The sequence below is a fragment of the Pseudomonas sp. MC6 genome, assembly GCF_054790575.1.
On the sequence record NZ_CP186504.1, the window covers coordinates 3,913,021 to 3,928,601 of the forward strand.

A 15,581-nucleotide genomic window follows, 5' to 3' on the forward strand; every position below is an offset into this window, starting at 1 on the left:
GACATGCCTGTGACTACTCCACCCATCCTGAAAACACCGCGATCCCTGTGGGAGCTGGCCTGCCGGCGATTGGATCAGCGCGGTGTGTCTGATGTACCGCGCCGCCTGAATCGCGAGCAGGCTCACTCCTACATGGGAACAGTGTGTGCCTTGGCATTGGCGGTCAGTCTGGCCGGTTGCGCCGGCCTGCCCGATCAGCGTCTGGCCAACGAAGCGCTGAAGCGGGGCGATACCGCCACCGCCGCGCAGAATTATCAGCAACTGGCCGATCTGGGTTACAGCGAAGCGCAAGTCGGTCTTGCCGATATCCAGGTCGACAGCCGCGACCCGGCGCAAATGAAACAGGCCGAGGCGACTTACCGCGCCGCTGCCAGTGTTTCGCCGCGTGCACAGGCGCGTCTCGGCCGTTTGCTGGTGGCCAAGCCGGGCTCCACCGAAGCCGAGCACCACGAAGCCGAAACCCTGCTGAAAAAAGCCGCCGCCAATGGCGAAGGCAACACGTTGATCCCGCTGGCGATGCTCTACCTGCAATACCCGCACAGTTTCCCGAATATCAACGCGCAGCAGCAGATCGATCAATGGCGCAAATCCGGCTACCCGGAAGCCGGTCTGGCGCAGGTGCTGCTGTATCGCACCCAAGGCACCTACGATCAGCACCTGGATGACGTGGAAAAGATCTGCAAAGCCGCGCTCAACACCACCGACATCTGCTACGTCGAACTGGCCACCGTTTACCAGAAACGCGCCCAGCCTGAGCAACAAGCCGAGCTGATCAAGCAAATGCAGGCCGGTTACAGCCGTGGCACCGTCACCGCGCAGCGCGTCGATTCCGTGGCCCGTGTACTGGCCGATTCGACCCTCGGCAAGCCCGACGAGAAAACCGCGCAGTCGCTGCTCGAGCCGATCGCTCCGGGCTACCCGGCGTCGTGGGTGACCCTCGCGCAACTGCTCTACGACTACCCGGAACTGGGCGACGTCGACCAGATGATGAAATACCTCGACAACGGCCGCGCCGCCGACCAGCCGCGCGCCGAACTGTTGCTGGGCAAGCTCTACTACGAAGGCAAAATGGTCCCGGCCGACGCCAAAGTCGCCGAAGAACATTTCCAGAAAGCCGTTGGCCGCGAAGTCGCCGCCGACTACTACCTCGGCCAGATCTATCGCCGTGGCTACCTCGGCAAGGTCTATCCGCAAAAGGCTCTCGACCACTTGCTGACCGCCGCGCGCAACGGCCAGAACAGCGCCGACTTCGCCATCGCGCAACTGTTCTCCCAAGGCAAGGGCACTAAACCCGACCCGCTCAACGCCTACGTGTTCAGCCAATTGGCCAAGGCGCAAAACACTCCGCAAGCCGATGAGCTGGCGACCACCCTCGCCGCGCAATTGCCGCCCGAGCGACTGGCCGAAGCGCAACGTCTGCTGCAACAAGAGCAAGCCAGCCGTGGCGCTCTGAACCCGAACACGCTGCAACTGCACGCCCTGCAAGAAGAAGACGGCGAGGAAAAATTATGAAGTTGAATCCATTCGTGAAGGCCGGCATTGGCCTTTCGTTCGCGCTGATCTGGTCTTGCCCGACACTGGCCGCGATGACTGAAACCAAGAACTTCGGCCTCGAAGTGAAAGTCACCGGCCAGTCCGAAGATGACCGTGACCTCGGCACCGCCAGCGGCGGCGACGTCAACGGCGTCGGCCTCGACCTGCGTCCGTGGATCTATGGCGAAAGCGGCGCCTGGAGCGCCTACGCCATGGGCCAGGCCGTGACCTCGACCGACATCATCGAAACCGACACCCTGCAACAATCCGACGGTGAACAAGCCACCGACAACGGTGATCGCAAAACCAAGAAAAACTACCTGGCGATGCGCGAGTTCTGGGTCGGTTACAGCGGCCTCACCCCGTACCCGGGCGAGATGCTCAAGTTCGGTCGCCAGCGTCTGCGTAATGACGACGGCCAATGGCGCGACACCAATATCGAAGCGCTGAACTGGACCTTCGACACCACCCTGCTGCGTGCCAACGCCGGTGTCGCCGAACGCTTCAGCGAATACCGCACCGACTTGAAAGAGCTGGCGCCGAAAGACAAGGATCGCCTGCACGCCTACGCCGACGCCGCTTACCAGTGGACGCCGGGCAACTGGGTCGGCATTCGCGGTCACCACACCCACGATGACGGCAAACTCGATTACGCCGAACCGGGCGTACCGCGCGACTCGCTGGACAAGACCGAGAACGGCGACATCAGCTGGATCGGCCTGACCGCCGACAGTGACGCCTACAACTGGCGCAACACCAACACCGTCAACTATTGGGGCAGCATCACCGGCATGAGCGGCGACCGCGACACGGTCAACGCGCTGAACGCCGATGGTTCGCGCCCGGCGCAAGCCAAGCGCAGCGATGACGTCAACGGCTGGGCCACCGACATCGGTGTGCGTCTGCGCCTCGATCCGCAATGGCAAGTCGGCGGTGCCTATGCCCGCGCCAGCGCCGATTACGAGCAGACCGGTCTGGAAAGCAACCGCTCCAACTACACCGGTACGCGCTCGCGGGTTCACCGTTTCGGCGAAGCCTTCCGTGGCGAAATGAACAACATGCAGACCGCGACCCTGTTCGGTTCGTGGATGGTCAACGACGAGTACGACGCCAGCCTGATCTACCACAAGTTCTGGCGTGTCGACGGCAACAAGCCAGTCGGCAGCAACGGTATCAACGCGGTGGAAAACAACACCGACGACGTCACCGGCGCGATCCTTTCCAGCACCTCGCTGCCGCTTGAAGACGGCAACAAGGACCTCGGTCAGGAGATGGATCTGGTCGTCACCAAGTACTTCAAGCAAGGCCTGTTGCCGGCGGCGCTGAGCCAGTCGATCGACGAGCCTTCAGCCCTCGTGCGCTTCCGTGGCGGTGTGTTCAAGCCGGGCGATGCCTACGGCAAGCAGGTTGATTCGTACATGCACCGCGCGTTCATCGACGTGATCTGGCGCTTCTGATGCAAACCGCCAAGGGAGTGCCCGACATGATCAGCACCAGGATAGGCTCACTCAGCCTGCTGGCCGGCGCGATGCTGCTGGCCAGCGCTGGCGCCTTTGCCAACGTGGAGCCGGCAAAGCCTGCGACCACGGCCAAGGAGCTGCAACAAGCCAAGACCTACACCGTCAGCAGCGCACCCACCGAGGCGCTGAATCTGGCCGCGCCGAAACTGCCGGACATTTCCGGCTACACCGCCGAAGCCGCCGCCGCGAAGGTCAACCGCAGCAAAGCGGGCAAGATCAGCGTGCGCCGGATGATGCAGGAAGACGCGCTGAAGGACTTCATCGGCGGCGACAACAAAATGGCCGAATGGGTGGTGCGTCAGCACGGCATCCCGCAGGCAATCTTTGTCGACGACGGTTACATGAACCTCAAGGATCTGGCGAAGAAGCTGCCCAAGCAGTACTTCAGCGAGACCGCGCCGGGCGTGTACCTGTCGAAGCTGCCGATCGTCGTGGGCCGTAAAGGCATCCTCGAAATCGACGGCCAGACCCAGGAACTGCGCCTGTCGCAAGAGGCCGGTGCGTTCATGGTCAACGACGGCCAACTGTTCGTGCGCGACACCAAAGTCACCGGCTGGCGCGAAAAGGAAAACGGTCCGGCGACCTTCCGTTCGCCGAAGGAATTCCGTCCGTTCCTGCTCGCCTGGGGCGGCACCGAGACCTACATCGTCAACAGCAAGATGGCCAGCTTCGGCTACGCCAACAGTAAGTCGTACGGGGTGAGTATTTCCCAGTACACGCCGAACATGGCCAAGGTCCTCAAGCGCCCTGAACCGACTGGCTGGATCGTCGGCTCCGAGTTCTCCGACATGTGGTACGGCTTCTACTGCTACGAGACCCGCGACTTCGTGGTCAAGGGCAACACCTACAAAGACAACATCGTTTACGGCATCGACCCGCACGACCGTTCCCACGGCCTGATCATTGCCGAGAACACTGTTTACGGCACGAAGAAGAAGCACGGGATCATTATTTCCCGTGAAGTGAACGACAGCTTCATCTTCAACAACAAAAGCTACGACAACAAACTCTCGGGCCTGGTGATCGACCGGAACAGCGTCAACAACATCATTGCCTACAACGAGATCTACAAGAACCACACCGACGGCATCACCCTCTACGAGTCCGCCGACAACCTGCTGTGGGGCAACAAGGTCATCAGCAACAAGCGCCACGGCATCCGCATTCGTAACAGCGTGAACATCCGCCTCTACGAAAACGTCGCCATGGCCAACGGTTTGACCGGTGTCTACGGCCACATCAAAGACCTCACCGACACCGACCGTGACATCAAGCTCGACCCGTTCGATGCACAGGTGTCGCTGATCGTCGTTGGCGGTGAGCTGGCAGCCAATGGCAGCGGCCCGCTGTCGATCGATTCACCGTTGAGTGTCGAGCTGTATCGCGTGTCGATGCTGGCGCCGACCAAATCCAGCGGCATCAGCTTCAACGGCATCCTCGGCGAGCGCCAGGATGAAATTCTCGACCTGCTGGTGCGCCAGCAGAAAGCCGTGCTGATCGACCCTGTCGAACGCCAGACCGAAATGCAGGACTGAGGATAATTTTATGCACCCACACTTGATCAGATTACTCAGCCTGTCGGCCCTGACCGTGGGCATTCTCGCGGCCAGCAACGGCGCCCGCGCCGATGAAGGCGCCGCTGCCACGCCACCAAAGTTCAGCGCCGAACCGTGCTGCAACCTGTGCCCGGCCGCGCATGACGCGAAGAACTACACCACGCGTTACCAGCAGAACTTCACCACCTTGGTGCAGGCGCAAGGCGACTGGCTGTTCCGGACTCAGGAAGATCTGCGCACCGAGTTCAACACCACCCCGGCCGGCTACAAACGCCTGCAACAACTGCACGATGCGTTCAAAGCCAAAGGCGTTGAGTTGGTGATCGTCTATCAGCCGACCCGTGGCCTGGTGAACCGCAACAAGCTCAACCCGCAGGAAAAAGCCGCGTTCGATTACGAGAAAGCGCTGGGCAACTACAAGACCATGCTCGGCCGTTTCGCCAAGATGGGTTACGTGGTGCCGGACCTGTCGCCGCTGACCAACGAATCGCTGCCGGACACCCTGCCCGCCCACGATTTCTACTTCCGCGGCGACCAGCACTGGACACCATACGGCGCGCAGCGCACGGCGAAAATCGTCGCCGAGAAGGTCAAGCAGATCCCGGCCTTCGCCGACGTGCCCAAGCGTGAATTCGAAACCAAGCGCTCCGGGCGCATGGGCAAGACCGGTACCCTGCACAACATGGCCGGGCAATTGTGCGGCACCAGTTACGCGATCCAGTACATGGATCAATTCACCACCGAGCCTAAGGGCGAGGCCGGTGACGGCGACCTGTTCGGTGATTCCGGCAACCCGCAAATCACCCTCGTCGGTACTTCGCACAGCGGTAAGAACTACAACTTCGCCGGCTTCCTTGAAGAGGCCATCGGCGCCGACATTCTCAACGTCGCCTTCCCCGGCGGTGGTCTGGAAGGCTCGATGTTGCAGTACCTCGGCAGCGACGAATTCCAGAAGACGCCACCGAAGATTCTTATCTGGGAATTCTCGCCGCTGTACCGCCTCGATCAGGAAACCATCTATCGCCAGATGATGTCCCTTCTCGACAATGGCTGCGAAGGCAAAGACGCGCAAATGTCGGCGAGCACCACGCTCAAGCCGGGCAGCAAACAAGAACTGCTGGTCAACAGCAAGAACCTGAACCTGCAGAACAGCAGCCATCAGGTCGACATCCGCTTCGCCGACCCTTCGGTGAAAACCCTGCAAGCCACCCTCTGGTACATGAACGGTCGCCACGAGGACATCAAGATCGAGAAACCGGAAACCTCCGACACCGACGGTCGTTTCGCCTTTGAGCTGCGCACGGACGAAGACTGGGCCTCGCAAAACCTGCTGGCGGTCGAAGTCCAGGGCCCGGAAGCGGGCACCGCGCCACAAAAAGTCGAAGCGAAAATCTGCAAACGCAACGTATTCCCGGGCGCTGGGCAACAAACCGCTCAGGTCGGGCAATGAGGTCTGCTATGCGAAACTCGAAACTGAAAACTCTTTTAGCGCCGACGCTGCTTGGGCTGGCGATTTTCGCCGGCACCGCGCAGGCCGCCGCGCCACTGCGTCCACCTCAGGGCTATTTTGCGCCTGTGGATAAATTCAAGACCGGTGACAAAAGCGAAGGCTGCGATGCGATGCCGACGCCGTACACCGGGCCGTTGCAATTTCGCAGCAAATACGAAGGTTCGGACAAGGCCCGCGCGACGCTGAACGTGCAGTCGGAAAAAGCCTTTCGCGACACCACCAAAGACATCACCACGCTGGAACGCGGCACCGCCAAACGCGTGATGCAATTCATGCGCGACGGTCGCCCGGAACAGCTCGATTGCACGCTGAACTGGCTGACCGCGTGGACCAAGGCCGATGCGTTGATGTCGAAAGACTTCAACCACACCGGCAAGTCGATGCGCAAATGGGCGCTGGGCAGCATGGCCTCTTCGTACATTCGTCTGAAGTTCTCCGACTCGCATCCGCTGGCGCAGCATCAGCAGGAAGCGCAGTTGATCGAGGCGTGGTTCAGCAAAATGGCCGATCAGGTGGTCAGCGACTGGGACAACCTGCCGCTGGAAAAAACCAACAACCACTCGTACTGGGCTGCATGGTCGGTGATGGCGACCTCGGTCGCGACCAACCGCCGCGACCTGTTTGACTGGGCGGTGAAGGAATACAAGGTTGGCGTCAATCAAGTCGATGCCGACGGCTTCCTGCCGAACGAACTCAAGCGCCAGCAACGCGCCCTCGCCTATCACAACTACGCCCTGCCGCCGCTGGCGATGATCGCCAGTTTCGCTCAGGTCAACGGGGTTGATTTGCGCCAGGAAAACAACGGTGCGCTGAAGCGTCTCGGTGATCGGGTGTTGGCGGGGGTGAAAGACCCGGATGAATTCGAGAAGAAGAACGGCAAAGAGCAGGACATGACCGACTTGAAAGAGGACATGAAATTCGCCTGGCTCGAACCGTTCTGCACGCTCTACACCTGCCCGCCTGATGTGATCGAGAAGAAGCACGGCATGCAGCCGTTCAAGACCTTCCGCCTCGGCGGCGACCTGACCAAGGTCTACGACCCGTCGCATGAAAAGGGCAACAAGGGCTCATGAAGCAAAAGCCCCTCACCCTAACCCTCTCCCGGAGGGAGAGGGGACTGACCGAGGTGGCTGCGCGAGTTACGCCGAAATGAAATACCGAGCCGATCTCAGGTGTTGAAAAACAACCGAGATCAGGTTGCAAGGAAATACCGAGTCGATCTCCATTTTTGAAAACCATGGAGATCAGGCTCCCTCTCCCTCCGGGAGAGGGCGGGGGGTGAGGGGCGCGGTCTGACGGCCAGCTCCGACCTCAAGCAAGCACTGTGTCACCCCTCCACTACCACGGGGGGTTTGGGGGGGCTTTGGCCCTTGACTGTTGGTTCAAACATGGAGAGATCGGGATGGTATTTTCATCCAACGTGTTCCTGTTTCTGTTCTTGCCGATCTTTCTCGGCTTGTACTACTTGAGCGGGCAACGCTATCGCAACCTGCTGCTGCTGATCGCCAGCTACGTGTTCTACGCCTGGTGGCGTGTGGACTTCCTCGCGCTGTTCGCCGCCGTCACGCTGTGGAACTACTGGATCGGCCTCAAAGTCGGTGCCGCCGGCGTACGGACCAAACCGGCGCAGCGCTGGCTGTTGCTCGGCGTCGCGGTGGACCTGTGCATCCTCGGCTACTTCAAGTACGCCAACTTCGGCGTCGATAGCATCAACGCGATGATGACGTCGGTGGGTCTGTCGCCGTTCATCCTCACCCACGTGCTGCTGCCGATCGGTATCTCGTTCTACATCTTCGAGTCGATCAGCTACATCATCGACGTGTATCGCGGCGATACCCCGGCGACGCGCAACCTGATCGACTTCGCGGCATTCGTGGCGATCTTCCCGCACTTGATCGCCGGCCCGGTTCTGCGTTTCCGCGACCTCGCCGACCAGTTCAACAACCGCACGCATACCCTCGACAAATTCTCCGAGGGCTGCACGCGGTTCATGCAGGGTTTCATCAAAAAGGTCTTCATTGCCGACACCCTCGCGGTGGTCGCCGACCATTGTTTCGCCCTGCAAAACCCGACTACCGGCGATGCCTGGCTTGGCGCGCTGGCGTACACCGCGCAGCTGTATTTCGACTTCTCCGGTTACAGCGACATGGCCATCGGTCTGGGCTTGATGATGGGTTTCCGCTTCATGGAAAACTTCAAACAGCCGTACATAAGCCAGTCGATCACCGAGTTCTGGCGTCGCTGGCACATCAGCCTGTCGACGTGGCTGCGTGACTATCTGTACATCACCCTCGGCGGTAACCGTAAAGGCACGCTGATGACGTATCGCAACCTGTTCCTGACCATGCTCCTCGGCGGTCTATGGCACGGCGCGAACATCACCTACATCGTCTGGGGCGCCTGGCACGGCATGTGGCTGGCGATTGAAAAAGCGCTGGGCCTGAACACCTCTCCGCGCAGCCTCAACCCGATTCGCTGGGCGCTGACCTTCCTGCTCGTGGTCATGGGCTGGGTGATCTTCCGTGCCGAAAACCTGCACGTTGCCGGGCGCATGTACGGCGCGATGTTCAGCTTCGGCGACTGGTCGCTGTCGGAACTCAATCAGGCCAGCCTCACCGGCCTGCAAGTGGCGACTCTGGTAGTGGCGTACGTGACGCTGGCCTTCTTCGGCCTGCGCGATCTGTACACCAACCAGCCGCCGGCCAAAACCAAACCTGAAGTCAACGTCGAGGCCAACGGCCCTGCCACCGCGACCCCGGGAATGATCAAAGCGGCCCCCGGCGAAAATCCGGCAAGCATCCACGAGCCTGGCTACACCGTCGGCGTCGAAGCCCAGGTGCAACCGGCCTACTGGAGCGCGGACTGGTCACGCTACGTGATGCGCGGCCTGATCCTGCTGCTGTTCATCGCCTCGATTCTCAAACTTTCGGCGCAAAGCTTCTCGCCGTTCCTTTACTTCCAGTTCTGAGGGATCTGACATGACCCGCTCATTACGCATCTTCTACATCGCCCTGTTCCTGGTGACCCTGTTGGTCTTGGGTCTGTGGTCGGTTCGCAGCTTCTTCGGCTTCAGCACCAACGCCGACGCAACGGTGCTTAACGGCCGCTGGACCAAGGCTGTGGAAACTCATTACGACGAAGAATTCCCGATCAAGCGTCTGGGCACCAACCTCTGGGCCGCGCTGGATTTCAAACTGTTCAACGAAGGTCGTCCGGGCGTGGTGCTCGGTCGCGATCAGTGGTTGTACAGCGATGAGGAATTCAACCCGATCGTCAACGAAGAGCTGAACCTGCAAGGCAACTACGCGCTGGTCGAAGGCGTGCGCCAGACCCTCAAAGAGAAAGGCGTGAAACTGGTGATGGCGATCGTGCCGGCCAAGGTTCGTCTGTACCCGGAGCATCTGGGTGAAGTGAAACCAGCGAGCATCCACGAAAATCTCTATCAGGATTTCCATGCTCGTGTAGCCGCCGACAAGATCCTCGCCCCTGACCTGCTCAAGCCTTTCCAACAGGCCAAGCAGAACGGTCAGCAAGTGTTCCTGCGCACCGACACCCACTGGACGCCGGAAGGTGCCGAAATTGCCGCGAACACCCTGGCGAAAACCATCGCCGACAAGTTCCCGCTCAGCGGCGAGCCACAGCGCTTCGTCACCACGCCAGCGGAAAAGGTTACGCACAAGGGCGATCTGCGCTTGTTCCTGCCGCTCGATCCGCTGTTCGAAAACCTGATGCCGGCGCAAGAACCACTGCAAAAGCGCAACACCGTCGCGGCCGGCGATCAGCCTGCCAGTGACGACGCGCTGTTTGCCAGCAATGAAGTGCCGGTCGCACTGGTCGGCACCAGCTACAGCGCCAACCCCAACTGGAACTTCGTCGGTGCACTGAAACAGGCGCTGCACAGCGACGTGGTGAGCTACGCCGAAGACGGCCACGGCCCGATCCTGCCGATGCTCAGCTACCTGAAAAGCGATGACTTCAAGAACAGCCCGCCACAGGTGCTGATCTGGGAGTTTCCTGAACGTTATCTGCCTGTGAACAACGAAATCGGCGACGCCGACCCGCAGTGGGTCGCAGAGCTTAAACAAGCCGGCGCGCGCCAACAAAACGTAGCAATCAACACTAAATCCGAGACGCCCGATCGGGCGCAAAACTGAAAGAGAGGTACACCATGACTTTCACTACTACTCCTCGTCGTCTCGCTAAAAGCTTCGCTCTGGTTGCTGGCCTCAGCGTGCTTTCCGTGCCTGCCTTCGCCGGTGGCGACGCCGCACTGTACGGCCCGACCGCACCGAAAGGCTCGACCTTCGTGCGTGTCTACAACGCCAGCAACGCAGAAGTCAGCGCCACCGTTGGCAGCACCAACCTGAGCGACGTTGCGCCACTGGCCAGCAGCGACTTCAGCTTCATGCCGGGCGGTGATTACAGCGCCAAGGTCGGCAGCCAGACCCTGCCGGTGAAACTCGCCGGGGACCACTACTACACCTTGGTCAACAACGCTTCCGGCGCGCCGCAACTGATCGAAGAGCCGCCGTTCAAGAACAAGCAGAAATCCCTGGTGCGCGTGCAGAACCTCAGCGACAAGCCGCTGACCCTGAAGACTGCCGACGGCAAGACCGACGTGGTGCCGAACGTGGCCGCCAAGGGCCGTGGCGAACGTGAAATCAACCCGGTGAAAGTCAGCCTGGCGCTGTACGAAGGTGACAAGAAAGTCGGCGACGTCAAACCGGTCGCTCTGGAACGCGGTGAAGCAGCAGTGCTGTACGTCACCGGCAGCGGCAGCAGCCTGTCGCCAGTCTGGGTAAAGCGCCCGGTATCTACCCGCTAACAATTTTTCCGAACTGACGCTTTTCCCCATGTAGGAGTGAGCCTGCTCGCGATATCGGTTTCACATTCAAAGAATGTGTTGATTGACCCACCGCAATCGCGAGCAGGCTCACTCCTACAGGGGATCGGGTTGTCAGTTCGGATACGAGACAAAAACAAGAGTGAAACGACACAGCGTTCGTGCCTCTAACCAATCGATTTTATGGAGTAAACAATATGATTCCGGTGATCTTGTCAGGTGGTAGCGGTTCGCGTCTCTGGCCGCTTTCGCGTAAGCAGTTCCCTAAGCAATTCCTCGCCCTGACCGGCGAACACACTCTGTTCCAGCAGACCCTCGAGCGCCTGGTGTTCGAAGGCATGGACACCCCGATCGTGGTCTGCAACAAGGATCACCGTTTCATCGTCAACGAGCAGTTGAGCAACCGCAATCTGGAATGCCAGCGCATCCTGATGGAACCGTTCGGCCGCAACACCGCACCGGCCGTGGCGCTGACCGCGATGATGCTGGTCAATGAAGGCCGTGACGAATTGATGCTGGTGCTGCCGGCCGACCACGTGCTGGAAGATCAGAAAGCCCTGCAACGCGCACTGGCCTTGGCCACCGTCGCCGCCGAAAATGGCGAAATGGTCCTGTTCGGCGTGCCGGCGACCAAACCGGAAACTGGTTATGGCTACATCAAATCCACCGGCGATTCGCTGCTGCCCGAAGGCGTCAGCCGCGTTTCGCACTTCGTCGAAAAACCTGACGTCAAACGTGCCACCGAGTACGTCGAATCCGGCGGTTACTACTGGAACAGCGGCATGTTCCTGTTCCGCGCCAGCCGCTTCCTTGAAGAACTGAAAAAGCATGATCCGGACATCTACGACACCTGCCTGCTGACCCTCGAACGCAGCCAGCAAGACGCCGACACCATCACCTTCGACGAAGCGACCTTCGCCTGCTGCCCGGACAATTCCATCGACTACTCCGTCATGGAAAAAACCCAGCGCGCCTGCGTGGTACCGCTGACCGCTGGCTGGAGCGATGTCGGTTGCTGGTCGTCGCTGTGGGAAGTCAACGAGAAAGACGCCAACGGTAACGTCACCAAGGGCGATGTGGTGATTCAGGACAGCAAGAACTGCATGATCCACGGCAACGGCAAACTGGTGTCGGTGATCGGTCTGGAAAACATTGTGGTGGTCGAAACCAAAGACGCCATGATGATCGCCCACAAAGACAAGGTTCAGGGCGTCAAGCAGATGGTCAACACCCTCAACGAGCAAGGCCGCAGCGAAACCCAGAACCACTGCGAAGTCTATCGTCCGTGGGGTTCCTACGACTCGGTGGACATGGGCGGGCGTTTCCAGGTCAAGCACATCTCGGTGAAACCGGGCGCGTGCCTGTCGCTGCAGATGCACCATCACCGCGCCGAACACTGGATCGTGGTCAGCGGCACCGCCGAAGTGACCTGCGATGAAAACGTGTTCCTGCTCTGCGAAAACCAGTCGACCTACATCCCGATCGCCTCGGTGCATCGCCTGCGCAACCCGGGCAAGATCCCGCTGGAAATCATCGAAGTTCAGTCGGGTTCGTACCTGGGCGAAGACGACATCGAACGCTTCGAAGATATCTACGGCCGTTCCACCCCGATCGAACGCGGCGTGTCGGTGAAGACCATCGCGCAATAACGTTCAGTAGAACAAGAAGCCCCCGTCCAGCCCGCTGCGTCCCCTATCCGCAGTGGGTTGGGCGGGGGCTTTTTTACTTAACCGTAATGTGAGCCTCGACGCGGACGATCAAGATATTCGTCATCGTTTACTGAATAATCGTTCGCATGAACGATCTGTAGCGGTGGCGGCTTAAAGGCGACGGCCAATAACTGTTGTGCCCATTCACTTGGCGCCGCCGACGCCTCTGAAAACAGCGATTGCTGAGGCAAAGTGAATGTTTGCTGGAATGATTGAAAAGATATCTGCGCATTATCCCCCGGGACGTTCATCGCCACATTGGCCGGCGTATTCAACATCCTGTACTGCACACGCGTCTGCGCTTCCGAGATTTCCATGACGTTACCCATCGCGGTACTGGCTGCACCGAGTAATTGGGCCGCGGGATGGGCTGCATGCATCAACAGTTGTCCACCGGTCTTGAAGGTCTTCGCCACAGCATCGCGCCTGCCGGCAAGAACCTGCGGGTCTTCGGTCGGACTGTTGAAGGCAACCGACATCGGGCCCATTATCCGACTGGTGTTCTGCTCCCCGATAATCTTGCTCATGCCCGCAGAGAGCAGCTCACCGGAGTGATAAAGAATGGGCCCTGATGGCGATGCGGTCTGTGTTCTGACCGCCGCCCTCACATGGGCTTCATGGGTATTGAGCAGAGAGTCGCTTTTGGCTCCCAGCTTTGCCAATTCATCGGGAATGGCCTTACGGTAGGCCTGTACTTTGGGATCATTGCTGGCTTCAAAATAGTTGCGCACCGGCTGCATTCCGGCAGCTTGCAGCGGATTGACCAGTTTTTGCTCGGCAAGCTCATGATAAACCCGATCACCGTTTTTGTTGCCTGGCTTGCGCCCGTCCCCGTCGGTATACACGATGGGGTTGTTGCGCATTGCCCGATAACGGTTATGCCCGTCTATGGCACCGGCAGGATCAGGATTCAACCAGCGTTGCAACCACGGCATGTAATAACGGAAACCATAGTAGTACAGACCCGTTGCATCGCACTCCTTGCCCGAGTAACGCAGGGTTTTGTAACTGACCTCGCTTTCCTCACTCCACGCAGTCGCACCAAACGGGTAGAAATGCTCCCGGCTGATCAAGCGTGAATCTGCATCCAGTTCAAGACTGATCGATCCCAGATGATCGCTGAAACCGTAGCGATATTGATCGTTGACGCCTGTCGGCGGCACGCTCTCCCAATGCAGGACGCGAATACTGTTCAGGCCAGTCTGCACCGTGATGACCTGTAATGCCTCACCGGTGCCGCTGTCCGTGCGCAATTCCAGCGCCGGCAGATAACGCACCTGCGAGACCACACTGCGAGCATGGTTCTGCAACGTACGCATCTTGCTCACGCGCTCGCCGTGACCGTTGTAGAAAAATACTTCGCCATCATCCGCGCGCGCATCGCGTCGCACTGCCGTTACCGATTGCAGCTGATTGCGCAGATTCCACTGCAACCGCCGCCCTTGATCCAGCAGCAGTAAATTGCCGCGAGCGTCGAATGCAGCGCCAATCTCTACCTCATCGGGCGGCACGCCATTACGCCACGGCAGGCAACGATTACTGGAGCGGGCAGCCTGCAGATCATGACCTGGGCTTTGTGCCCCCACGTGGATCAACTTGAGCAAATTGCCGCCAGCGTCATAACGGTAACGTTGCGAGTAATTGGCGATCGCTGTCGGGCCACCATCGCCCGCCCCCGCCTCCCAGCCGCTGGCCTCGCTCAACTGGTAGAGGCTGTCGTAGATGAAGCAGCTGATCGGTTCGATGCGCTGGTTGGCGAAGTAGCGCACGGGCAGCGCCCGGTCTTCGATGCTCAGCACATTGCCTGTCCGGTCGTATTGGTACAGCAGATGCTGCAAGACCACGCCCTGACTGTTTTTGGCGTGACGCTCTATCAGACGCCCATCCTCTTGACGGTAGGTCAGCGTTGTCAGTACGCCATTGCCCGCCCGCTCCTGCGTGACCCGCCTTTCTGCGTTGTAGTGAATATCGCAAACCACCGCCAGCCATTCAGTCTGATGCTTCAACTGCAAATGGCACGCCCGCAAACCGCCATCAAGCGTCCATTCGTTGCCATGTCGATTGCCCCGTGCATCGACTTGTTCCAGCAACGCACCGAGTGGCCCGAAACGCCAACGCGTGGTTGCCCCCTCACCGGGTTCCAGCAAACGCTGGCGCTCATCAATCGGTTCGGGCCAATCGGCAGAGACGGGTTCGAGGGTGAAATGCCGGGTGTTTTCGACGTTTTCTCCACTGATGGCGAAGGCATCGAACAACACACTTCCCGCCGGATCATCGTGACGAAGCAGCTGGCCAAGTTGATTACGGGTTGCATCGGCAACACCCGGCCGACCATAAACAAAGCGCTCGGCGCAACGGCGTGGCTGCAATCCGCCTTCTTCGAACACCGCTGTCGGCCGCAATAGCGCGTCATGCTCACGGTCCCGGCGGGTACCTCGGCTGTCCCAATACGTCAGTGTTTCTGAACCCAGCCCCAGCAGGCTGATTTGCATGCCGGCGTCGACACTGTTCGAGCGCAGAACGTGCCCGTTCATCGAGTACACGGTGTCCAGATTGGCCGGTGCCAGCGGATCATCGCTTTGCAGTGCCCACAATCGCGGGTCCCACTGCTTCACCGGGTGGCCGGCCGCATCACGCGCTGTGCGATGAAGACGGGTTTCAGGCACCTGGCTGGCATCGCAGCGCCAATAATCGACCCTGCAGATGGTCAAACCACGCGGATCGGTTACGGCCAGCACCGGTGTTTTGCTGTGAATGTCCATATAGCTCGCCTGCATTTTCTGCGCCTGCAAACATCTGAGCAGACGTGTCGCGAAGTGCCTACTGTCAGAAATCACAGTTCCGACCAACGGTTAAATCACCTGCGCAACAAATGTCCATTCCAGCGGGCCTTCGGTAGGATGGTGCTCA

10 protein-coding genes are annotated in these 15,581 nt (G+C 59.7%); 9 read left to right on the plus strand and 1 reads right to left on the minus strand.

Annotated elements, in window-relative coordinates:
- The first annotated feature begins 3 nt into the window (after positions 1 to 3).
- From algK to ACOYXE_RS17655, 9 genes are all read left to right on the plus strand, one after another.
- Complete coding sequence (gene algK, locus ACOYXE_RS17615; protein ID WP_318271631.1) at positions 4 to 1,512, plus strand: alginate biosynthesis TPR repeat lipoprotein AlgK; 1,509 nt, start codon at positions 4 to 6, stop codon at positions 1,510 to 1,512.
- On the plus strand, positions 1,509 to 2,990 hold the full coding sequence (locus ACOYXE_RS17620; RefSeq protein WP_102900627.1) for an alginate export family protein: 1,482 nt from the start codon (positions 1,509 to 1,511) through the stop codon (positions 2,988 to 2,990). The genes algK and ACOYXE_RS17620 overlap by 4 nt, the downstream gene beginning before the upstream one ends.
- Before the next feature lie 26 nt (positions 2,991 to 3,016).
- The gene (algG, locus tag ACOYXE_RS17625) at positions 3,017 to 4,588 is read left to right on the plus strand and encodes a mannuronan 5-epimerase AlgG (protein WP_160056012.1); all 1,572 of its coding nucleotides are present in this window, start codon (positions 3,017 to 3,019) and stop codon (positions 4,586 to 4,588) included.
- Between the two features lie 10 nt (positions 4,589 to 4,598).
- The gene (locus ACOYXE_RS17630; RefSeq protein ID WP_077571213.1) at positions 4,599 to 6,059 is read left to right on the plus strand and encodes an alginate O-acetyltransferase; all 1,461 of its coding nucleotides are present in this window, start codon (positions 4,599 to 4,601) and stop codon (positions 6,057 to 6,059) included.
- A gap of 8 nt (positions 6,060 to 6,067) precedes the next feature.
- Complete coding sequence (locus tag ACOYXE_RS17635; RefSeq protein ID WP_460926349.1) at positions 6,068 to 7,192, plus strand: mannuronate-specific alginate lyase; 1,125 nt, start codon at positions 6,068 to 6,070, stop codon at positions 7,190 to 7,192.
- Between the two features lie 329 nt (positions 7,193 to 7,521).
- Positions 7,522 to 9,087, plus strand: a complete 1,566-nt coding sequence (locus ACOYXE_RS17640) for an MBOAT family O-acyltransferase (protein WP_160056008.1) — start codon at positions 7,522 to 7,524, stop codon at positions 9,085 to 9,087.
- A gap of 10 nt (positions 9,088 to 9,097) precedes the next feature.
- Positions 9,098 to 10,273 carry an alginate O-acetyltransferase gene (locus ACOYXE_RS17645; RefSeq protein ID WP_160056006.1) on the plus strand — a complete coding sequence of 392 codons (1,176 nt, stop codon included), beginning with the start codon at positions 9,098 to 9,100 and terminating at the stop codon, positions 10,271 to 10,273.
- 14 nt (positions 10,274 to 10,287) lie between these two features.
- On the plus strand, positions 10,288 to 10,944 hold the full coding sequence (locus ACOYXE_RS17650) for an alginate O-acetyltransferase AlgF (RefSeq protein WP_007914291.1): 657 nt from the start codon (positions 10,288 to 10,290) through the stop codon (positions 10,942 to 10,944).
- Between the two features lie 215 nt (positions 10,945 to 11,159).
- Positions 11,160 to 12,611: a mannose-1-phosphate guanylyltransferase/mannose-6-phosphate isomerase gene (locus tag ACOYXE_RS17655; protein WP_077571209.1), complete on the plus strand. Its 1,452-nt coding sequence runs from the start codon at positions 11,160 to 11,162 to the stop codon at positions 12,609 to 12,611.
- Positions 12,612 to 12,688: 77 nt separating this feature from the next.
- On the opposite strand, the gene ACOYXE_RS17660 is transcribed toward ACOYXE_RS17655, so the two are convergent.
- On the minus strand, positions 12,689 to 15,448 hold the full coding sequence (locus ACOYXE_RS17660) for an RHS repeat domain-containing protein (RefSeq protein ID WP_460926350.1): 2,760 nt from the start codon (positions 15,446 to 15,448) through the stop codon (positions 12,689 to 12,691).
- Between the last annotated feature and the right edge of the window lie 133 nt (positions 15,449 to 15,581).

Coding starts and splice junctions, on each gene's coding strand:
- algK (WP_318271631.1), top strand. CDS start 4: ATGCCTGTGACTACTCCACCCATCCTGAAAACACCGCGATCCCTGTGG.
- ACOYXE_RS17620 (WP_102900627.1), top strand. CDS start 1,509: ATGAAGTTGAATCCATTCGTGAAGGCCGGCATTGGCCTTTCGTTCGCG.
- algG (WP_160056012.1), top strand. CDS start 3,017: ATGATCAGCACCAGGATAGGCTCACTCAGCCTGCTGGCCGGCGCGATG.
- ACOYXE_RS17630 (WP_077571213.1), top strand. CDS start 4,599: ATGCACCCACACTTGATCAGATTACTCAGCCTGTCGGCCCTGACCGTG.
- ACOYXE_RS17635 (WP_460926349.1), top strand. CDS start 6,068: ATGCGAAACTCGAAACTGAAAACTCTTTTAGCGCCGACGCTGCTTGGG.
- ACOYXE_RS17640 (WP_160056008.1), top strand. CDS start 7,522: ATGGTATTTTCATCCAACGTGTTCCTGTTTCTGTTCTTGCCGATCTTT.
- ACOYXE_RS17645 (WP_160056006.1), top strand. CDS start 9,098: ATGACCCGCTCATTACGCATCTTCTACATCGCCCTGTTCCTGGTGACC.
- ACOYXE_RS17650 (WP_007914291.1), top strand. CDS start 10,288: ATGACTTTCACTACTACTCCTCGTCGTCTCGCTAAAAGCTTCGCTCTG.
- ACOYXE_RS17655 (WP_077571209.1), top strand. CDS start 11,160: ATGATTCCGGTGATCTTGTCAGGTGGTAGCGGTTCGCGTCTCTGGCCG.
- ACOYXE_RS17660 (WP_460926350.1), bottom strand. CDS start 15,448: ATGCAGGCGAGCTATATGGACATTCACAGCAAAACACCGGTGCTGGCC.